The 21,232-nt window shown below is 63.5% G+C and carries 15 protein-coding genes and 1 tRNA gene; 6 read left to right on the top strand and 10 right to left on the bottom strand.

The window, feature by feature from the left end; all coding sequences use genetic code 11:
* Positions 1-6: 6 nt before the first annotated feature.
* Genes FJ543_RS12000 through FJ543_RS12015 form a run of 4 tightly spaced genes read right to left on the bottom strand, consistent with a single transcriptional unit; the run spans position 7 to position 4,445 of the window.
* Positions 7-783 (bottom strand): enoyl-CoA hydratase/isomerase family protein, encoded by a 777-nt coding sequence (locus FJ543_RS12000; RefSeq protein WP_140875191.1) that lies wholly within the window; start codon positions 781-783, stop codon positions 7-9.
* Entirely contained in the window at positions 776-2,377 is a 1,602-nt protein-coding gene (locus FJ543_RS12005) for an acyl CoA:acetate/3-ketoacid CoA transferase (RefSeq protein ID WP_140875193.1), read from the bottom strand. The genes FJ543_RS12000 and FJ543_RS12005 overlap by 8 nt, the downstream gene beginning before the upstream one ends.
* Entirely contained in the window at positions 2,374-3,390 is a 1,017-nt protein-coding gene (locus FJ543_RS12010; protein WP_140875195.1) for a Gfo/Idh/MocA family oxidoreductase, read from the bottom strand. Before FJ543_RS12010 ends, FJ543_RS12005 begins: the two co-directional genes overlap by 4 nt.
* On the bottom strand, positions 3,387-4,445 hold the full coding sequence (locus tag FJ543_RS12015) for a LacI family DNA-binding transcriptional regulator (protein ID WP_140875197.1): 1,059 nt from the start codon (positions 4,443-4,445) through the stop codon (positions 3,387-3,389). The genes FJ543_RS12010 and FJ543_RS12015 overlap by 4 nt, the downstream gene beginning before the upstream one ends.
* Before the next feature lie 236 nt (positions 4,446-4,681).
* Between FJ543_RS12015 and FJ543_RS12020 the strand changes: the two genes are divergently transcribed.
* Positions 4,682-5,836, top strand: a complete 1,155-nt coding sequence (locus tag FJ543_RS12020) for a dihydrodipicolinate synthase family protein (RefSeq protein WP_140875199.1) — start codon at positions 4,682-4,684, stop codon at positions 5,834-5,836.
* 90 nt (positions 5,837-5,926) lie between these two features.
* On the opposite strand, the gene FJ543_RS12025 is transcribed toward FJ543_RS12020, so the two are convergent.
* Positions 5,927-6,001 (bottom strand) — tRNA-Val (locus FJ543_RS12025).
* Between the two features lie 115 nt (positions 6,002-6,116).
* Positions 6,117-6,479: a response regulator gene (locus FJ543_RS12030; RefSeq protein ID WP_006199474.1), complete on the bottom strand. Its 363-nt coding sequence runs from the start codon at positions 6,477-6,479 to the stop codon at positions 6,117-6,119.
* Positions 6,480-6,641: 162 nt separating this feature from the next.
* Between FJ543_RS12030 and FJ543_RS12035 the strand changes: the two genes are divergently transcribed.
* Entirely contained in the window at positions 6,642-7,583 is a 942-nt protein-coding gene (locus tag FJ543_RS12035; RefSeq protein WP_140721345.1) for an N-formylglutamate amidohydrolase, read from the top strand.
* Between the two features lie 372 nt (positions 7,584-7,955).
* Positions 7,956-8,729: a histidinol-phosphatase gene (gene hisN / locus FJ543_RS12040; RefSeq protein WP_140713397.1), complete on the top strand. Its 774-nt coding sequence runs from the start codon at positions 7,956-7,958 to the stop codon at positions 8,727-8,729.
* A gap of 137 nt (positions 8,730-8,866) precedes the next feature.
* On the opposite strand, the gene FJ543_RS12045 is transcribed toward hisN, so the two are convergent.
* Positions 8,867-9,844 (bottom strand): alpha/beta hydrolase, encoded by a 978-nt coding sequence (locus tag FJ543_RS12045; protein WP_140661780.1) that lies wholly within the window; start codon positions 9,842-9,844, stop codon positions 8,867-8,869.
* A 479-nt stretch (positions 9,845-10,323) separates the two neighbouring features.
* Between FJ543_RS12045 and FJ543_RS12050 the strand changes: the two genes are divergently transcribed.
* Positions 10,324-10,791 (top strand): Hsp20 family protein, encoded by a 468-nt coding sequence (locus FJ543_RS12050; RefSeq protein ID WP_013893124.1) that lies wholly within the window; start codon positions 10,324-10,326, stop codon positions 10,789-10,791.
* An 80-nt stretch (positions 10,792-10,871) separates the two neighbouring features.
* On the opposite strand, the gene FJ543_RS12055 is transcribed toward FJ543_RS12050, so the two are convergent.
* Positions 10,872-11,924, bottom strand: coding sequence for a low specificity L-threonine aldolase (locus FJ543_RS12055; protein WP_140875201.1), 1,053 nt, complete (start codon positions 11,922-11,924; stop codon positions 10,872-10,874).
* Positions 11,925-12,396: 472 nt separating this feature from the next.
* Between FJ543_RS12055 and gltB the strand changes: the two genes are divergently transcribed.
* Both gltB and FJ543_RS12065 read left to right on the top strand, forming a co-directional pair.
* Positions 12,397-17,130 carry a glutamate synthase large subunit gene (gene gltB / locus FJ543_RS12060; protein WP_140875203.1) on the top strand — a complete coding sequence of 1,578 codons (4,734 nt, stop codon included), beginning with the start codon at positions 12,397-12,399 and terminating at the stop codon, positions 17,128-17,130.
* Between the two features lie 139 nt (positions 17,131-17,269).
* Positions 17,270-18,724 carry a glutamate synthase subunit beta gene (locus tag FJ543_RS12065; RefSeq protein ID WP_015315836.1) on the top strand — a complete coding sequence of 485 codons (1,455 nt, stop codon included), beginning with the start codon at positions 17,270-17,272 and terminating at the stop codon, positions 18,722-18,724.
* On the opposite strand, the gene FJ543_RS12070 is transcribed toward FJ543_RS12065, so the two are convergent.
* Both FJ543_RS12070 and FJ543_RS12075 read right to left on the bottom strand, forming a co-directional pair.
* Entirely contained in the window at positions 18,721-19,911 is a 1,191-nt protein-coding gene (locus FJ543_RS12070; RefSeq protein ID WP_083882972.1) for a DUF459 domain-containing protein, read from the bottom strand. The genes FJ543_RS12065 and FJ543_RS12070 overlap by 4 nt on opposite strands.
* Positions 19,912-19,981: 70 nt before the next feature.
* A complete protein-coding gene (locus tag FJ543_RS12075; protein WP_015315838.1) occupies positions 19,982-21,205 on the bottom strand; it encodes a lytic murein transglycosylase in 1,224 nt (407 codons plus the stop codon).
* Positions 21,206-21,232 lie beyond the last annotated feature (27 nt).

The raw sequence follows: 21,232 nt of genomic DNA on the forward strand, positions 1-21,232 counted from the left end.
TCTGTCCTACGAACGCGAAAACACGGGCTTCTGCTTGGTCTTGAAGGAGCCGACGCCGGCCTTGAGATCGCCGGTGAGCGCCATGAAGCCGCTGGCCAAGGCTTCTGTCGCAGCGGCACTTTCCTCGCCTTCCGCCACCGCAATCATCAGCTTGGCGGCTTCGGTGGCCAGTGGTCCGCGTTCGGCGATTTTTTCAGCCCAGATCCTGGCTTCATCCGACGCCTTGCCGGTTTCGACGACGCGATCGACGACGCCTAGCGCAAGCGCTTCCGGCGCCAGAAAAATCTCGCCACCGACAGCCATGCGACGCACCGTCTGGGCGCCGAAGCGACGCACCGCGCGCTGCGTGCCGGACCAGCCGGGGACAACGCCGATCGAGGTCTCGGGGAAGCCGAGCTTCACCTGCGTTTCCGCGACGCGGAAATCACAAGCCACGGCCAGTTCCAGCCCGCCGCCGAGCGCATGACCGGACAGAACGGCGATGGTCGGTTGCCGCAGCCGCGCCAGCCGGTCGAAGACACGGTGGCCGTAGCGCACCCATTGCACCTGGAAATCGGCGGCACTCATGCTCCCCCAGGCCTCGACGTCGCCGCCGGCGCAAAATCCCTTGCCTTGGCCGCATATGAGGACGACGCGGACATGCTGAGCGCTTTCCGCCTCGTCCAGCGCCGCTTCCAGCGCGCGCAGCATCGGGATATCGAGCGCATTGAACTTTTCCGGACGGCGCAAGGTGACAATGCCGATCGCGCCATCCTGCTCGAAGGTGACGAGGCGCTCAGCCATGCGCGCCTCCGAGCGAGGCGCCGCCATTCAGCGACAGGCCGATCGGCCGATCCTGGTAGAGTGCCGCCGGCGTCACCTTGAGGTCGTTGGCTACGTTGAGCGGGATCTCGGCCTGCGCCAGCACATCGCGCTCGAGGTCGATGCCCGGCGCCAGTTCCATCACCATCAGCCCATCGGGCGTCAGCTTCATGACGCAGCGCTCGGTGACATAGGTGATGTCCTGTCCCTGCGCGACGGCGCGCTTGCCGGAGAAGGAGATGTGCTCGACCTCCTCGACGACTTTCTTGACCTTGCCTTCCGCGTCGATGCGGATGCCGCCATTGGCGAGCGACAGCTTTGCCCCGGCATTGAAGAAGCCGGAAAAAACGATCTTCTTCGCCCGTGACGTGATGTCGACGAAGCCGCCGGCGCCGGCGGTGACATGCGGCCGCGCCGAAAGCCTGGACACGTTGACCGAGCCGTGGCGGTCGATCTGCAGGAAGGAGAGCAGCGAAGCGTCGAAGCCGCCGGCCTGGAAATAGGTGAACTGGTGCGGCGAGGGCATGATCGCCTCGGCGTTGGAGGCGCAGCCGAACTTGAAGTCGAGCAACGGCACGCCGCCGACCGCGCCCTGTTCGATCAGCCAGGTGACCTTGCCGTGCTGGCCTTCTTCCAGAAGAATACGCGGCACGTTGGCCGAAATGCCGAAGCCGATGTTGACGGCCATGCCGTCGCGAAGCTCCATGGCGACCCGGCGCGCGATCACCTTTTGGACATTCATCTCGGCATTGCGGAAGCTCGACAGCGGCCGGAAGATCTCGCCGGAGATTGCGGGATCGTAGGGCGTCAGCGTCGTCTGCAACTGATCCGGCGCAATGACGATATGGTCGACCAGCACGCCCGGCACGCGCACATCATGCGGCTTCAACGTGCCGTTCTCGACGACGCGTTTGACCTGCGCGATGACGATGCCGCCATTGTTGCGGGCGGCGAGCGCCTGCTCCAGCCCGCCGAGATAGGCCCCCTCATGCTCGTAGGTAAGGTTACCGCGCTCGTCAGCCGTGGTGGCACGGATGATCGAGACCTGCGGCACGATGGCGCGGAAGTAGAGCCATTCTTCGCCGTCGAATTGCTGCACCGACACGATCGGCTCGGCGGCGGCGGCGTTCATGGCGCAGCCCTGGTGGCGCGGGTCGGCGAAAGTGTCGAGGCCGACCTTGGTCAGCACGCCCGGTCGCTTGGCGGCGGCCTCTCGGTGCATGTCGAACAGGATGCCGGACGGCACGTTATAGGCGGCAACCGCATTGTCGCCGATCATCTTCCAGATTTGCGGCGGCTCGGCGGAGGAGGGACCTGACGGATAGGAGCCGCACAGCGTACGCTTCAAGAGGCCGGGCTTCGCCAGATGATCGATGCCCTTGATGCCATACATGTCGCCGGCGGCGATCGGGTGCAGCGTGGTGATATCCTTCGGATGGCCCTCGCCATCGAAGCGTTCGCCGATCGCGGCGAGCACGGCGTCTGGACAGCCGAGGCCGCTCGACGAGGACACCGAGACGACCATGCCGTCCTTGATCAGGCTGGCGGCCTGCGCCGATGAGACGACCTTGCTCAATTCATGCTCCCGAGTTTCGGGTCGATCTTGACGGTCCTGCCGGAAGCCGCCGATAGCAATGCCGCCTCGGCCGCGGCGAGCGACCAGATGCCGTCTTCTCCGGTGGCGGAAGGCTGGCCCTCGCCACGGACCGCGGCATGGAACCCGCGTACCGACCTGGCGTATAGATCCTCGCGGTCGAAGCTCAACTGTTCTTCGCCGCTGGCGGTGCGCAGGAGGACCGAGCCGGCCGGCTTCTGCGTCATCACATCGCGGGCGATGAGCGAGCCCTGCGAGCCGTGCACCTCGAAGCCGGTGTCGGCAAACCTGGTGGTGAACCCCTCATGCGATTGCGCGATAAGGCCCGATTTGAAGCGCCAGACGCACATGGCGCCATCTTCCAGCCCGCTCCCGGCCATGCCGGCGGATTGCGTGAAAGCGGAAACCTCGACCGGATCGTCGCCAAGCACGAAGCGCAGCGTGTCTGCATCGTGCACGGTGATGTCGAGCACCACCCCGCCGCCCGCCTCGGGCCTGGCGATGCGCCAGCCCTGCAGGTTTTCGGGCAGGTAGACGGAATGGAAGACACGCGCGGCAATGGGGTTGCCGATGCGGCCCGCGGCAACGGCGTCGCGCATGGCACGGTGCACGCCGGCATTGCGCAGATGATGATTGGTACCGAGCACGATGCCAGCCTCCTTGGCCGAAGCGACCATCTTGCGCGCGTCATCGCTGGTCAGCGCCAGCGGCTTCTCGCACAGCACATGCTTTCCCGCCTTGGCGGCGGCCAGCGCCTGTTCGAAATGCAGTTCATTGGTGGTGGAGATGTAGACGGCGTCGATGTCCGATCCGAGCAAAGCGTCGAGATTCGATACGGCGGCTGGAATGCCATTTTCCCTTGCATAGGCCGTGGCGCGTTCCGCGCTGGAACTCATGACAGCCGCGATCTCGCCATCGGGTTGAGCGCGAATGGCATCGATCATGAATTGCCGGGCGATCGTGCTGGCGCCGATCAGCCCCCATTTGACGCTCATGTCGCGGTTCCCGCTGCCACGGGCCTTTTTCGCGTGCGGCGATCCGGGCCGCAGCTTTCCCTGACCACGAGATTGACGGCGCCGACATGATCCTCGGCCCGCGTGGTGCGCGACTGGATCATCTTGATCATGACGTGGGCCGCGCGTTCGCCGAGACCGGCGGAGTCCACCGCTACGCTGGTCAGCGGCGGCATATAATGTTCGGCCTCGACCACATCGTCGAAGCCGACGACAGCGAAATCCGCGCCCGGCTCAAGTCCGCGCTTGCGCAGCGCCAGCATGACGCCAAAGGCAACGGCATCGTTGAAGCACAGCGCCGCGGTCGGCGGCTCGGCCATTGCCAGCGACGTTTCCAGACAGGCCATGCCGCCCTTGCGGTTGGTCTCGCCCTCGATGATAAGCGCATCGCGGGCGTCGATGCCGAGCGTCTCGCAGGCCTCGCGAAAGCCGCCCAGGCGCTCATGATAAACGACGAGGTCGGACGAACCGCCGAAGAAGGCCAGGCGGCGATGCCCCTTGCCGACGAGATGCGAAGTCGCGAGATAGGCGCCCCGATGATTGTCGGGAGCAATCACCGGAATGCGGCTTTCAGGCAGCCGGCGCATGGCGAAGGCAATCGGCAGACCGGCTATTTCCAGCCGCCGGAACGCCCCTGGCGTCGTGCCGCGCGCCGGGGAAACGATGAGCCCGGCGACGCCCTGTTCCATCAGAGACTTCAGCACTTCTTCCTGGCGCACCGGATTTTCGGCAGTGTTGGCGATGAAGGGCACGATGCCGGCCGACTGGAAGACCCGCTCCATGCCGACCGCCATCTCGGCGAAGAACGGATTGGTGAGGTCGTTGATGACCATGCCGATGACGTTGGAGTGGGCCTTGCGCAGATTGGCGGCGCCGCGGTTATAGACATAGCCGACATCCTCGATCGCCTTGCGCACCTTGACCGCGGTTTCGGGGCGGATCAGGCCGCTGCCCTGGAGCACGAGCGACACCGTCGATTTGGACACGCCTGCTTCGCGGGCGATGTCGAAGATCGTCGCCTTCGGCCGGCTGGCCATCCAGATATCCTCCCCGGTTTTTTCAATCGAATTTATTGGAACGTTCTAATCCTTGCTCCGAGGATGAGTCAATCAGGATTTTTCTCTAGCAAGAGCAGCAGGTCATATGTGGTCAAACGATTGCTACCCAAGGGGTCGTTGTGTGCAACGCAGCATCGCTGGCCGTCCATCTCAAACCTTAAAGGTTCTTGATTTATTGGAACGTTCCATTTAGGAGACACGAAAGGGAGAGATCCATGGACATTGCCTTGCCTGGCGAGGGTGGCCGCAGCACACCCTACGCGCTTGTCGGACAGCCGGTCCAGCCGGTGACCGGCGCGCGGTTTTCGCGCATCGCCTATGCCGCCGCGCATGTCGTCGCCGATCCGCTGGGAATGACAGATCCATGGTCGCGGCCCGTTGTCGATTGGGACAGGACGATGGCGTTTCGTCATCATCTATGGCGGCTCGGCTTCCGCATCGCCGAGGCAATGGACACGTCGCAGCGCGGCATGGGTTTCGATTGGACGAATGCGCAGGAATTGATCCGCCGTTCAATCGCGGAGGCGCGGACCGTCGCTGGCGCCGATCTCGCCTCGGGTGCGGGCACCGACCATCTGGCGCCGTCGAAGGCCCGGACGGTCGACGACGTGGTCGCCGCCTATGAGGAGCAGTTCGCTTTCATCGAAGGCCAGGGCGGCAAGGCGATCATGATGGCCAGCCGCGCGCTGGCGGCCGTGGCGAAGGGGCCGGACGATTACGCCCTGGTTTACGACCGCATATTGGGCCAGGCCTCCGGCAAGGTCGTCCTGCACTGGCTGGGCGACATGTTCGATCCGACCTTGAAAGGCTACTGGGGCAGTGACGATTTCGAGACCGCGCTCGATACGGTGATCGGCATCATGGAGCGCAATGCCGGCAAGGTCGAAGGCATCAAGATATCGCTGCTCGACGCCGGCAAGGAAGTGGCGCTCAGGAACCGGCTGCCGGACGGCGTGATGATGTTCACCGGCGACGACTTCAATTATCCCGAGCTGATCGCCGGAGACGGCAAGCGGCACTCGCATGCGCTGCTCGGCATTTTCGACGCGATCGCACCGGTCGCCAATGCCGCGCTGGCGAAGCTGGCTGCCGGCGATCGTGCCGGCTACGACGCGCTGATGGCGCCGACCGTGCCGCTGTCACGAAAAATCTTCGAGGCGCCGACTGAATATTACAAGGCCGGCATTGTCTTCATGGCCTGGCTCAATGGCCACCAGGACCATTTCTCGATGGTCGGCGGCATGCAGTCGGCGCGCGGCATCCGCCATTATGCCGACGTCTTTCGCCTCGCCGACCAGGCAGGATTGCTGGCCGACCCCGACCTTGCCATTTCGCGGATGAAAAACCTGTGTGCCGTCGCGGGGGTCTAAACGCGTTTCGCGATCGGATCACCCGTCGTCCATTCCGGTGAGCGCCAGGACGCTCGCGCCATTATGCAAGGTCCGAATATCTGGGTTGGATGGTGGGCGTGACAGGGATTGAACCTGTGACCCCTGCAATGTCAATGCAGTGCTCTCCCGCTGAGCTACACGCCCATCCGAAGCCGCGCATACACCATTTTTGGTCAGGCGCGTCAATAGCAGGAAAAGAGGAAAAACACGTCTTCCCGCCGCGGCTGTGGACCGACGCCGGCGGCTTGCGAAAGGCGGTTCAAGCCGCCTGCAGCATCTTCTCGACCTCGTTGACCAGATCGCGCAGGTGGAAGGGCTTGGACAGCACCTTGGCGTCTTTCGGCGCCTTGGAATCCGGGTTCAGCGCGACGGCGGCAAAACCGGTGATGAACATGACCTTGAGGTCGGGATCGATTTCGGTGGCGCGACGCGCCAGTTCGATGCCGTCCATCTCCGGCATGACGATGTCGGTCAGAAGCAGCGAGAACGGTTCCTCGCGCAGCCGCTCATAGGCGCTGGCGCCGTTGTCGAAATCGCTGACCTGATAGCCGGCGCGCTCCAGCGCCTTGACGAGGAACCGACGCATATCGTCGTCGTCTTCCGCCAGAAGAATGCGTGCCATGTTATCCCGTCCGAATCACCCGCCGGAGACTGCCGTGGGGCAGGCCCGTTAACCATCCTGTATATGAGGAGGTGAGAGTAAACATCAAGTGAACGCGGACGCGCCTGACCCACATTTGCCCAGCCGCACGACCGCCGAAATGCTGGACATGCGGCCAGCAAGGTGGCAGTTTCATGCCATGATGCACTGGTGTTTTCGGGTTCGTTCAAATTGAAGACGGCAGCCGAGGATTTTTCGGTCTTTCCACCCTTCGAAATCCGGTCGGGCGCCGAGCAGCGCGTCCCCTTCCTTTTCAACTCGCCGCATAGCGGCCGCTACTATCCCGAACGCTTCCTTGCCATGGCAAGGCTCGATCGCAATGCCATCCGCCGCTCGGAGGATTGCTATGTCGACGAGTTGTTCGGCGGCGCCGTGGCGCTCGGCGCGCCGCTGCTGGCGGCGAATTTCCCGCGCGCCTATCTCGACGTCAACCGCGAGCCCTGGGAACTCGACCCGCGCATGTTCGCCGAGCCGGTGCCGTCCTTCTGCAACATCCGCTCCGCGCGCGTGGCCGGCGGGCTCGGCACCGTGCCGAAGCTGGTGGGCGAGGGGCTCGACATCTATTCGGGCCGCTTGCCGCTCGCCGAGGCGGTTGCCCGCATCGAGGCCGTCTACAAGCCCTATCACGAAACGCTGAAGCGGCTTTTGACCAGGACCCACGCCCGGTTCGGCTTTGCCGTGCTGATCGATTGCCATTCGATGCCGGCGAGCATCCGTGTCGGGGACAACGGGCTGCGGCCGGATTTCATCATCGGCGACCGTTTCGGCATCTCGGCCACCGCGGCCCTGACCGAAACCGCGATCGGCCTGTTGACCGCGATGGGCTATACGGTTGCCCACAACAAGCCTTACGCCGGCGGGTTCATCACCGAGCATTACGGCCGTCCGGCGCGTCATTTGCACGCGCTGCAGATCGAGGTCAATCGCGGGCTCTACATGAATGAGCGGACATTCGAGAAAGCCGCCGGCTTCGACGCGCTGGCCGACGACCTGACGCGGTTTTCAGCCGACCTGATGGCGATGCCGGACCATCATTTCATCGATCTGCCGCTGGCCGCGGAGTGAAGACCACGCCTTGTCTCATGCGTGCCACCGCCCAAGATTTTTTGTGTGCTTCTTTGGACGGCCCGCTCCAGGAGCGGCCGTGAAAAAAAGACCGCATCGTTTGCACGATACGGTCGAAGTCTAGGGAGGAAACGCCCAAGGAGGGCATGGACAGGAAACCCTGTCCGAGATTGAGGGTATTGTGCAGCGCACAAATGTCAAGCGACGTTTAGGCTTTTTTAATTCAGAGTGATGTGGAAATTGCGTTTCGATGACGTGGGAGTGACATTCCGGCAACAATTGTCGCGACGGATAGATCGATAGACAAGCTTGTCTTGGCGGGGAAGTCGCGGCAAGCCCCGGCTCGGGCGCGCTGCAAAGCGGGAGAATCAGTTGGACATCAGCATCGATTTCATGCGCCGTATCGCGCAAGCGGCGGCGGCGGAGACCTTGCCGCGCTTCCGCGCCCAGGGCGCGGTCGCCAACAAGGAAAAAGGCAGTTTCGATCCGGTCACGGAGGCCGACCGCGAGGCCGAGCGCGCTATCCGGGCGCTTATATCGGCTGAGTATCCCGACCACGGCATCCTGGGCGAAGAGCACGGCAGCGAGAACATCTTCAGCCGGCATGTCTGGGTGATCGATCCGATCGACGGCACCCGTGCCTTCATCTCCGGCCTGCCGGTGTGGGGGACGCTGGTCGGGCTGACGGTCGATGGTGACGCGGTCGCCGGCATGATGGCGCAGCCCTTCACCGGCGAGCTGTTCTACGCCAACGCCTCCGGGTCACATTATGAGGGGCCGGGAGGGCCCCGCAAGCTGACGACCCGCAAGACGACGAAGCTGGCCGAGGCCACGTTGTTCACCACAACGCCGGCCCTGTTCAAGGGCGAGGCACGCAATCGCTACGACGCGTTCGAGCGGCAAATCCAGCTCGCCCGTTATGGCGCCGATTGCTATGCCTTCGCCATGATCGCCTCGGGGAGCGTCGACATCGTCGCCGATCCTGGATTGAAGCCCTACGACATCGTGGCGCTGATCCCGATCATCGAGAAGGCAGGCGGGGTCGTCACCACCTTCGACGGCGGGCCCGCGGAGAATGGCGGCGATGTTCTAGCGGCCGCGACACCGGAGCTTCATGCCGCCGCCATGGCTGCCCTGCGCGGCTGACATCGCCTCCGGTCGGCGGCTCTCGACCGCTGGAATGCCGCCAGCGTACGCCCATAGGTCTGCCTGAACGCCGCCAGCGCCTCCTTCCTGAAAAAGGGAGTGTCAGCTACACCCTCTCGCGGAAGAGCCGCGGCCCGTCAGGCTGTCGGGTCATCTGAGCCGGGGACGAAGGCGTCGAAGGCAGCGAGGAATTGTTCGCGGTAGAGATCGGCTTCCTGCAGGATTTCGTGCTTGGCACCGTCGATCATCAACAGCGAACCCAGCCGTAGATTTCTCGCATATGCCTCCACCGCCCTGGTCGAGACGACCTGGTCGGCGCCGGCGGCGATGATCAGCAGCGGCACCTGAATGCGGGCCATGAAGTCGGGGTCGCTGATGGCTGCCGACGCCTTCGCCGCCGCCTGCAGCCAGCGGATCGTCGGGCCGCCGAGCGCCATTTGCGGATATTCTTCATAAATGCGCGTGTTACGGCGATAGCGTTGCGGATCCGATGTCACCTTGTTGGCTTCGAAGGGCAGCGTGTGTCTCGGCCTTGGACCCCAGGCGGCATAGAGCCAGCCGAGCCCCAGGGCGCAGAAAAACGAACAGATCCGGCGCACCGTCCCTATCGAGACCGGCAGGTCGGGCAATGTCAGGAACGGCGCGATCAGCACCATGCGCCGCACGCGGTTTACCATCGACGGCGCGGCAAGCAGCGCGATCACAGCGCCGGCCGAATGGGCGAGGATATAGTACGGTCCGCGGCAGTCCGGCAGCACGATCTCTTCGAAGAACTGCTCCAGGTCAGCCGTATAGTCGCGGAACGACCTGACATAGCCACGCTGGCGATCGCGGATCAGCCTGTCCGAACCGCCCTGACCGCGCCAGTCCAGGATGGCGACACCAAAGCCACGCGCGGCAAGGTCACGGATGGTCTCGAAATATTTCTCGATGCACTCGTTGCGGCCGCCAAGCAGCACCACGGTGCCCCGCATCGGCCGCGCCACCGCGGCGAACAGGCCATAACGTATTTTCTTGCCGTCACGCGTGGTGAAAAAGCCGCCGGTGGCGTTTTCCGGTCGCGGATTGCCCTCGGTTTCGTGGAAGAGCGGAGTGTCGTGAAAAAGATCCGTCATTCGGCGCTTTGTGCTCGGCGTCCTTGCGCGCCAGCCGGTCGCGGCTGGCCTCGTCACGGTGATAGACGCCAACACATCAAAAGCAAAGCAAATCCGGGTTATGGAGGACTGCGACGGGTAAGGCCGGAAGCGGCTTTGAGCGCGCTTCCGGCCCCTGTCGATCCGGGAGGAAGGGACGTTAACACCCGGTTCGGCCTCGTTGCGGCACCTTCGCAGATCCGGCGCCGCCAATCCTTGATCTTGAAAGCCACTTTAGCGCTGGCTGTCTGAACGGGCGCCGAAGCACCGGTTCATCTGCCGTTCATTAAAGGTTGGCTGCCTCGTTCTTTTTTGCCGTCAAACGAAACTTGAAATGCTTTCGAGCGCTCCCCAGATGTGGGTTGCGGTCGCCAATCGGGGCCGCTGGTCCTCCCGAAACGCCGCTCGCGGGTTTCGCACCGACCATACGCAAACCATGTTGCTCAACAGGAGAACACCTCATGCGTCACGTTGATTTCTCCCCGCTTTACCGTTCGACCGTCGGCTTCGACCGTCTCTTCACCATGTTGGATTCGCTTGCGCAGCCCGACGGCGCGCAGACCTACCCGCCCTATAACATCGAGCGCACCGGCGAGGATTCCTACCGGATTTCGATGGCCGTCGCCGGCTTCTCGGACGAGGAAATCTCGATCGAAGCTCACCGTAACGTGCTGACCGTGAAGGGCGAGCGCAAGGACGAGGGCACCGGCGAGGGTTCCGAACTGCTCTATCGCGGCATTGCCTCCAGGGCGTTCGAGCGCCGCTTCCAGCTTGCCGATCACGTTGAAGTCGTCGGCGCCGCGCTGAAGAACGGCCTGCTCTTCGTCGACCTCAAGCGCAACATTCCCGAAGAGCTGAAGCCGCGCAAGATCGCGATCACCTCGGCTCCGGCCAAGGCCAAGCAGATCGAGGCCAAGACGGCAGCCTGACGACCGCATAAAATCTAAAGTCTCCTCCCGAGACGGAAGCGGCGCCGCGAGGCGCCGCTTTTTTGTCCGAAGATTGACTGTTATCCGGCGATCAGCTGGCCAAAGCGGTCGACTTCCTCAGTCGTCGTGGCAAAGCTGGTGACGAAGCGATAGAGCAGTTCGTCCTCGCCGATATGGCCGTCAAAACCATGCGGCCTGTGCCAGTCATAGAAGGCCGCGCCTGCCGCCTGCAGCCTGTCTGCTTCGGTTTTCTCGATCACCGCGAACACCTCATTAGCCTGCGGCAGCCAAGCGAGCTTTGCCGTGGCCGAATCCTCGATCGCCGCCGCCAGGCGCGCGGCCATGGCATTGGCATGCCTGGCGGTGTCGAGCCACAGCCCGTCCTTGAAATAGGCTTCGAACTGCGCCGCGACGAAACGCGACTTCGAAAGCAGCTGTGCGGCACGCTTGCGCAGGAAGGCCAGTTCCTTGGCACGGTCGAGGTCGAACAGCACGATCGCCTCCGCGCACCAGCAACCGTTCTTGGTACCGCCGAAGGACAGGACATCGACCCCGCGTTTCCAGGTCATTTCGGCCGGCGTGGTGTCGAGCGCGGCCAGCGCATTGGCAAAGCGGGCGCCATCCATGTGCAGTGGCACGGAATGCTGTTTGGCGATGGCCGAGATCGCGTCAATGTCGTCCAGACCATAGACGGTGCCGACCTCGGTCGACTGGGTGATCGAGACCGCCATCGGCCGGCCCCAATGAACGACCTCGCTTGCGAAACGGCCGATCGCCCTGCCCAGATTGGGCGGGTCGATCTTGCCCAGGGGACCGTCGACGGCGTGCAGCCGCGAGCCGCCGGAAAAATACTCCGGCGCGCCACATTCATCCTCGATGACATGCGATTCTCGGTGAGCGAAGGAAATGCCGCCCGGTTTGTTGAAGGTGGTCAACGACAGCGAATTGGCGGCGGTGCCGGTTGCCACGAAGAACACCGCGACCTCGCGTTCGAATATTTCACTGAAGCGCTGATAAACCGCCTCGTCGAGGGCGCTGTCACCATAGGCGGTGGCAAAGCCGCCAGCCGCGGCCGACAGGCCGGCAACGATATTGGGATGGGCGCCTGCCCAATTGTCGGAAGCGAAGAACATGTATCTGCCTGTGTTGGGGAAATCAGCCGGAGTTGACCGGTTTAACGCGCCGACCGCAAGGGCCAGGCGCCGGAAAACCGTTGAAGCCAGCCAACGTGGCGGCAAGCCTAGCCGATTTAAGCTTACGTTTTTCCTCAACTCCGCGTAATTTTGTGTCGCTAAAGCTCCAAGTTTTTTGTGAATCGGTCTTGTGCGCGTTTGGGAATTCTGCCATAAAAATTTAGGACAGTAGTGCTGTCTTATTTTGTCGCACAAAACAGGCCGGATTGGCGTAACATATTGGCCTCTCCGGCTGTTGCCGCGAGCGACAGGTGGACGGCCGGACGCTGGCCTGTACGATACCAGATGCGAAGCATGCGAAAAGCCGCATGGTTCGAAAAGGATTTCGCAAGACGTGCCGCAAGGATCAGGGTGAGCCAAGCGCTTGCCGAGGCAAACCAGCGCTTGAAGGGCTGGAATGGAGGACAGGACAATGACGGAATTGACGCTCTCTGCGACGAACGGCCAGGCCGCGCAGACGAAAGCGGCCGCCGTCAAAAATACCTCCGCCAAAAATCGCGCGACTGCCGGCGGCTTGACCGCCCAGGGCCTCTACGATCCGCGCAACGAGCATGACGCCTGCGGCGTCGGCTTCATCGTCAACATGAAGGGCGTAAAGTCGCATCAGATCGTCAAGGACGGGCTTGCCGTGCTCGAGAACCTGACGCATCGCGGTGCCGTCGGCGCCGATCCGCTGGTCGGCGATGGCGCCGGAGTGCTGGTGCAGCTTCCGGATCTTTTCTTCCGTGAGGAGATGGCGGCCCAAGGTATCGAACTGCCACCGGTAGGCCAGTACGGCGTCGGACACTGGTTCATGCCGCAGGATGCTGCCCTTCGTGCACATATCGAGGAGATCATCGCCGAATCGGCGCAGTCCGAAGGGCTGCCGCTGCTCGGTTTCCGTGACGTGCCGGTCGACAATTCGTCGCTATCGAAGGCGCCTGACATCGTCGCGTCCGAGCCGTTCCACCGCCAGGTCTTCATCGGCCGCACGGCCGACATCACCGACGACGAGGAATACGAGGCAAGACTTTATCTGCTGCGCAAGGTCATATCGGGCCGCATCTACGCGGAGAACGACAACAAGGACATCGGCGCCTACTGCGTGTCGCTGTCGGCGCGCACCATCGTCTACAAGGGCATGTTCCTGGCTTATCAGGTCGGGGCCTACTACAAGGACCTCAAGGACCCGCGTTTTGAGACCGCGCTGATCCTCGTCCACCAGCGCTTCTCGACCAACACCTTCCCGTCGTGGAAGCTGGCGCATCCCTACCGCATGGTCGCGCATAATGGCGAGATCAACACGGTGCGCGGCAACAACAACTGGATGGCGGCGCGCCAGGCGTCGGTCGATTCCGAACTGTTCGGCAACAACATCTCGAAGCTCTGGCCGATCTCCTATGACGGCCAGTCCGATACCGCCTGTTTCGACAATGCGCTCGAGTTTCTGTTCCAGGGCGGCTACAGCCTCAGCCACGCCATGATGATGCTGATCCCGGAAGCCTGGGCCGGCAACAAGCTCATGGATGCCGATCGCAAGGCCTTCTACGAATACCACGCCGCGTTGATGGAGCCTTGGGACGGGCCGGCGGCGGTCGCCTTTACCGACGGACGCCAGATCGGCGCCACGCTGGACCGCAACGGCTTGCGCCCGGCACGCTATATCGTCACCGATGACGACCGCGTCATCATGGCTTCCGAGGCCGGCGTGCTGCCGGTGCCGGAGGAGAAGATCGTCCAGAAGTGGCGGCTGCAGCCCGGCCGCATGCTTTTGATCGACCTTGCCAAGGGCCGCATCGTCCCCGACGAGGAAATCAAGTCGGAGATCGCGACCAAACACCCCTACAAGACCTGGCTTGCCAATACGCAGCTCATCCTGGAAGATTTAAAGCCGGTCGAGCCACGCGCGCTGCGCAAGGATGTCAGCCTGCTCGATCGCCAGCAGGCGTTCGGCTACACCCAGGAAGACACCAAACTATTGATGTCGCCGATGGCGACCACCGGCCAGGAAGCCGTGGGCTCGATGGGCACCGACACGCCGATCTCGGCGATGTCGGACAAGTCGAAGCTGCTCTACACCTACTTCAAGCAGAATTTTGCCCAGGTCACCAACCCGCCGATCGACCCGATCCGCGAGGAACTGGTGATGAGCCTAGTGTCGTTCATCGGACCGCGGCCGAACATCTTCGACCTGGTCGGCAATTCGCGCCGCAAGCGGCTCGAAGTGCGCCAGCCGATCCTGACCAATGGCGATCTCGAGAAGATCCGCTCGATTGGCCACACCGAGGACCGTTTCGACACCAAGACGATCGACATCACCTATGGGTCGAGCGAGGGTGCTGCCGGCATGCAGGGGGCCATCGACCGGCTGTGCGAGCGGGCGGAGGCGGCAGTCGCCGGCGGCTACAACATCATCATCCTGTCCGATCGCCAGCTCGGACCGGACCGCATCGCCATTCCGGCGTTGCTGGCCACGGCCGCCGTGCACCACCATCTGATCCGCAAGGGGCTGCGCACCGCGGTCGGCCTGGTCGTCGAATCGGGCGAGCCGCGCGAGGTGCATCATTTCTGCTGCCTTGCCGGCTACGGCGCGGAAGCGGTCAATCCCTATCTCGCCTTCGACACCTTGCTCGACATGCACAAGCGCGGCGAACTGCCCGAGGAGGTCGACGCCTACGAAGTGGTGTCGCGCTACATCAAGTCGATCGGCAAGGGCATCCTCAAGGTGATGTCCAAAATGGGCATCTCGACCTATCAGTCCTATTGCGGCGCGCAGATCTTCGATGCCATCGGGCTGAAGACCGATTTCGTGCAGCAATACTTCACCGGTACCGCGACACTGATCGAAGGCGTCGGACTGGATGAGGTCGCGGGTGAAACCGTCAGCCGTCACACGGACGGTTTCGGCAGCGATCCGGTGCTGCGCAACAGCCTGGAGGTCGGTGGCGAATACCTGTTCCGCATGCGCGGCGAGGCGCATATGTGGTCGCCCGACGCGGTCGCCACCTTGCAGCACGCCGTGCGCCAGGGATCGTGGGAGACGTTCAAGGACTATTCGGCGCAGATCGACAGCGAGACGGCCCGCGCCCAGACCATACGCGGCTTGTTCAAGATCAAGCTGGCGGATGAGACCGGCCGCACGAAGGTCGCCCTCGACGATGTCATGCCGGCGGCCGACATCGTCAAGCGCTTCTCGACCGGGGCGATGTCGTTCGGCTCGATTTCCAGGGAAGCGCACACCACGCTGGCGCGTGCCATGAACCAGATCGGCGGCAAGTCGAACACCGGCGAGGGTGGCGAAGAGGCCGATCGCTATCTGCCGCTGCCAGGTGGCGGCAAGAACCCCGAACGTTCGGCGATCAAGCAGGTCGCGTCGGGGCGTTTCGGCGTGACGGCGGAATATCTCGTCAACTCCGACATGATGCAGATCAAGGTGGCGCAGGGCGCCAAGCCCGGCGAGGGCGGCCAGTTGCCCGGCCACAAGGTCGACGCAACCATCGCCAAGGTTCGGCATTCGACGCCGGGCGTCGGCCTGATCTCGCCGCCGCCGCACCACGACATCTATTCAATCGAGGATCTGGCGCAGCTGATCTACGACCTGAAGAACGTCAATCCGGCGGCCGACGTCTCGGTCAAGCTGGTGTCGGAGGTTGGTGTAGGCACGGTCGCGGCCGGCGTTGCAAAGGCGCGCGCCGACCACATCACCATCTCTGGCTATGATGGCGGCACCGGTGCGTCGCCGCTGACCTCGCTCAAGCATGCCGGCAGCCCGTGGGAAATGGGTCTTGCCGAAACGCACCAGACGCTGGTGCTGAATGGCCTGCGCTCGCGCGTGGCGCTGCAGGTCGATGGCGGCCTGCGCACCGGGCGCGACGTCATCATCGGCGCGCTGCTCGGCGCCGACGAGTTCGGCTTCTCGACCGCGCCTTTGATCGCGGCCGGCTGCATCATGATGCGCAAATGCCATCTCAACACCTGCCCGGTCGGCGTCGCGACGCAGGATCCGGTGCTGCGCAAGCGCTTCAAGGGTACGCCCGAGCACGTCATCAACTTCTTCTTCTACGTGGCGGAAGAGGTTCGGGCGCTGCTCGCCGAAATGGGCTTCACCCATATCGACCAGATCATCGGTGACGCCGACCTTCTGGAAAAGCGTGACGTGATCCAGCACTGGAAGGCGCGCGGGCTCGATTTCTCGAAGATGTTCTACAAGCCCGATGCGCCGCATGAAGCGGTGCACTGGACCGAGCGGCAGAAGCATCCGATCGACGATGTGCTCGACCGCAAGCTGATCGAACTGGCCAAACCCGCGCTGGAGGCCAAGCAACCGGTCAAGATCGAGGTCGACATCCGCAATGTCGACCGTTCGACGGGCGCCATGCTGTCGGGCGAGGTCGCCAAGCGCTTCAAGCACAAGGGCCTGCGCGAGGACACCATCCAGGTAAAACTCACCGGCACGGCCGGCCAGTCCTTCGCCGCCTTCCTGGCACGTGGCATCTCGTTCGAGCTCGTCGGCGCCGCCAATGACTATGTCGGCAAGGGCCTGTCGGGCGGGCGCATCGTCATCCGGCCACCGGAAGAGGCAAGGATCGTCGCGGCCGACTCCATCATCGTCGGCAATACGGTGCTCTATGGCGCGACCGAGGGCGAGGCCTATTTCGCCGGCGTCGCCGGCGAGCGCTTCGCGGTGCGCAATTCGGGCGTCGCTGCGGTCGTCGAGGGCGTCGGCGACCATGGCTGCGAATACATGACCGGCGGCGTCGTCGTCGTCATCGGCAAAACCGGCCGCAACTTTGCCGCCGGCATGTCGGGCGGTGTCGCCTATGTGCTGGACGAAGCAGGTGATTTCGCCGAGCGCTGCAACATGGCCATGGTCGAGTTGGAGCCGGTCCCAGAAGAAGACGACCTGATGGAAAAGCTGCTGCACCATGGCGGCGACCTCGACCACAAGGGCCGCGTCGACGTATCCGGCGACATGACCAGTCATGACGAAGAACGGCTTTACCAGCTGATCTCGAACCACGTGCACTATACGGGTTCGGTGCGCGGCCGCGAGATACTCGACGACTGGGCTATTTTCCGGCCGAAATTCCGCAAGATCATGCCGGTCGAATACCGCCGCGCGCTGATCGAGATGGAACGCATGCGCATGGGCGTCGCGGCCGAATAGATTTGAGAATTGCCGGGGGGCCCAGGCTTCCCGGCCCCTTCATCGACAGTTTGACCTCGGGCTCAACGTTGCCACGGCTGCCTCAAGAGGTTAACGGGTGCGGCGAAAACCGCACCATCTGGACAGCAGGAACTGGACTATGGGCAAGGTAACAGGCTTTCTCGAAATCGACCGGCAGGTGCACAAGTACCAGCCGGCCTCCGACCGCATCCGGCATTTCCGCGAATTCACGCTGCCGATGTCAGACAAGGAAGTCGAGAAACAGGCCGCGCGCTGCATGGATTGCGGCATTCCGTTCTGCCATGGGCCAACGGGCTGTCCGATCCACAACCAGATCCCCGACTGGAACGACCTCGTCTACAACAGAGACTGGGATAACGCGATCCGCAACCTGCACTCGACCAACAATTTCCCGGAGTTCACCGGCCGCATCTGCCCCGCGCCTTGCGAGGAAGCCTGCACGCTGAACCTCGAGGACATTCCGGTCGCCATCAAGACGGTGGAGCAGGCGATCGCGGACAAGGCTTACGAGACCGGCCACATCAGGCCCTATCCGCCGGAGAAGAAGACCGGCAAGCGGGTCGCCATCATCGGCTCCGGCCCAGCCGGCATGGCGGCCGCCCAGCAGCTTGGCCGCGCCGGTCACGACGTGCATGTCTATGAGCGCGAGAGCCGCCCCGGCGGGCTGATGCGCTACGGCATCCCCGACTTCAAGATCGAGAAGCATTATATCGACCGGCGCATCGAACAGATGCAGGGCGAGGGCGTCACTTTCCATTGCGGCGTCAATGTCGGCATCGACAAGCCGGTGGCTGAACTCCTCGCCGAACATGACGCCGTGCTCTATTGCGGTGGTTCGGAAACGCCGCGCGCTGCCGGCATTCCCGGCGACGATCTCGGCGGCGTGCATGACGCGATGCCCTATCTGGTGCAGCAGAACCGCCGCGTCGGCGGCGAACCGATCCAGTCGGTGGCATGGCCGTCGCATCCAATCATCGCCGGTGGCCAGCACGTCGTCGTCGTCGGCGGCGGCGACACCGCGTCCGACTGCGTCGGCACCGCCTTCCGCCAGGGTGCGGTGCGCGTCACCCAGCTCGACATCCGTCCGCAGCCGCCCGAGAAGGAAGACAAGCTCTCCGTCTGGCCCTACTGGGCGACCAAGATGCGCACCTCGTCCTCGCAGGCCGAGGGCGCCGAACGCGAATTCCAGGTGGCGACGCTCGAATTCATCGGCGAGGAAGGCCAGCTTACAGGCGTGAAGTGCTGCGAGGTCGACGACAAGCGCAAGCCGATCGCCGGCACTGAATTCGTCATCCGCGCCGATCTCGCCTTCATCGCCATCGGCTTTGCTGGCCCGGCGATGGCGGGCGTTGCGGCGGAACTCGAGGGGGAGATGAAGATCACCACCGACAGCCGCCGTTCCAGGAATGTCGAGGCCAATGACCGCGATTACAGGACGAGCGTCGACCGGCTCTACGCGGCGGGCGACGTACGCCGTGGCCAGTCGCTGGTCGTCTGGGCGATCCGCGAAGGCCGCCAGGCGGCACGCTCGATCGACGAGGCGCTGATGGGGACGACCGTCCTGCCGCGTTAAGGGCTGATCGCCGTGGTGGTGTCGGACGCTGCCGCTGTCGCCGGACTTGCCTTCGGCGGCCGGGAAAAGTCGTCGGCGCGGCCTGGGGAAGCCTCCGGCGCCTTGCCCTCGATCACCAGCCTTTCGCCAGGAAGAGCCGGATTGGCCTTCGGCGGTGGGGCGGCGCCGAGCAATTCTGTGCCGCCGTCGAGCGCGGGATCGCTGAGCAGCATGGGTTGGGTGCGATCGATGACGATAGGCGCGGCCGCCGGAGCGGGGGTCTCGACCGGTGCGCCCGCCGGCGCCGTCGTCGGTGCCACGCTTCCCGGCGCGGCCAGTCCAAGGATCTTAAGCAGCGGCTTTTCGGTGTAGAAGGCGAGCTTGCGCTTGCCGGCTTTGGACACGTTGATGCCGTCATCGGCGCGCAGTCGCACCGGCTGACCGTTCATGTCGGGGCCAGAGGTGACGAAGGCGCCGTTCTCGTCGACGAAGCCGTCCCAGACATCGACGAATTCGCCGCCGTGGCTTTCGGCGGCCTTGTGGTAGATGTCGTTGAAGGCCAGCATGTCGGAGGTCATCTTCGGCACCCGGAAGGCAGGCATGCCGACCCACAGGAAAGGCACCTTGGCGGTGGCGATTGCCTTGCCGAGCTCATCGGTGCGGCGCTCGTATTCCTTCGTCCAGTTTTCGGAGCGGGGCTGTTCGCGTACGTCGCCGACCTTCATCTGCTGGCGGTCGTTCGACCCGAGCATGACGACCACCGCGGCGGGTTTTTCGGTGTCGATCAGCGATTTGATCTGTTCGGGCCAGTTGTAGAAATCATCGCGCACGAAGCCTGACGAGCCATTGCTGCGGACCACGATCCTGACGCCGGTATTCTCGGCGAAGGCTTCGTCCAGACCCTCGGCGAGGCCGGCCGCCATGAAGTCGCCGACCACCAGGACGGTGCGGGCGTCCGGCGCTTTTTCGACCACGGGCGTTGCCGGCTCCTCTGGTGGGCGAGGCGCACGCGGTTTCTTCTTCGGCTTAGGTCTCGCCTTCTGGATGTCCTGCGGCGGCTCGACCCGCTCGCTGCGGCGCGGAAACAGAAGGTCGCGCAATGACCAGCCCCGGCTTTGCTGCGGCTGTTCCTGCGCCATGGCTGGGGCATGGACAGCTCCGGCCACGGCAATGGCGAGCACGGCGAAGGCCAGGATCAGCACCGGCATGCGACGGACGAACGTCCCGATGCGCGTAGGCCAAACCAATCGCTCCCTCCCTACTCAACTTCGTCAGGCTCTATTTCTGCCTGAGCCATTTCAGCACTTCCAAGCTCGGATAGCCATCCTGGGTCAAGCCAACCTTGGCCTGATAAGCCATGATGGCCGTCTTCGAGCCGTCGCCGATCTTGCCGTCGAATTTGCCGTCGTAAAGGCCGTGCTGGGAAAGTCGCTTCTGCAACTCCTGCCGTTCCTCGAAGCTGAGCTTGGTAAAAGGCCGGTTCCAATCCTGGACCAGGCCGCTGCCACCCGCGATCTCATCGGCAAGCAGACCGACGGCGAGCGCGTATTTGTCGGCATTGTTGTAGGCCTTGATGACCGAAAAATTCCTGACCATCAGGAAGGCCGGCCCGCCACGGCCGTCCGGCACTTTCAGCGTTGCCTTGTCGGTGAGGTTCTTGAACGGCTTGCCGCTGGCGCGGCCCACGCCGAGCGCCTGCCATTGCGCCAGGGTCTTCGACCCGGCGGGAAGTTTGCCGGCCGGCAACGCGACCTCGTAGCCCCAGGTCTTGCCGGCCTGCCAGCCATTCTTCTTGAGCAAATTGGCTGATGTCGCCAGCGCATCGGGAATGGAATTCCAGATGTCGCGCTTGCCATTGCCGTCCATGTCGACGGCATAGTGCTGGTAACTGGTCGGGATGAACTGGGTCTGGCCCATGGCGCCCGCCCAGGAGCCCATCAGGTGGCTTTCGTCGATATCGCCGGTCTGCAGGATCTTCAGCGCCGCTACCAGCTGGGTGCGGGCGTATTTCGACCGTTTCGCGTCGCCATAACCCAAAGTCGCCAGCGAACGGATGACGTTGCGCATGATGTCGTCGCGCTTGAGAATTTCGCCATAGTTCGATTCCATCGACCAGATGGCCAGGAGAACGTAGCGGTCGACGCCGAATCTCGCCTCGATCCTGTCCAGCCAAGGCTTCCATTTCTTCGCCATCTGCTGCCCGACGGCGACGGACTGGTCATGGACGCGGTTGTCGAAATAATCCCAGGCGGGCGCGGTGAATTCGGGCTGGGTGCGGGCCTTTTCCAGCACCACCGGATCGGGCTCGTTGATGCCCCGGAAAGCCTGGTCGTAAACGGCGCCGGAAACGCCACCCGCCACGGCGGTGGCGCGGAAGCCGGCGACCCATTGCCGGAAACCGGCGTCGGCGAAGGCCGGCCCGGTGGGGACAAGCAAAGCGAGCGAGAGGCTGGCCGCCGTCATGACGCTGGCGAAACGTTTTGCGGCATTGCGAACGGACATTTTTTCCTCCTTCTCTGTCCCAGGAAA

The sequence above is a fragment of the Mesorhizobium sp. B2-5-7 genome (assembly GCF_006440875.1).
Classification (GTDB): Bacteria; Pseudomonadota; Alphaproteobacteria; order Rhizobiales; family Rhizobiaceae; genus Mesorhizobium; species Mesorhizobium australicum.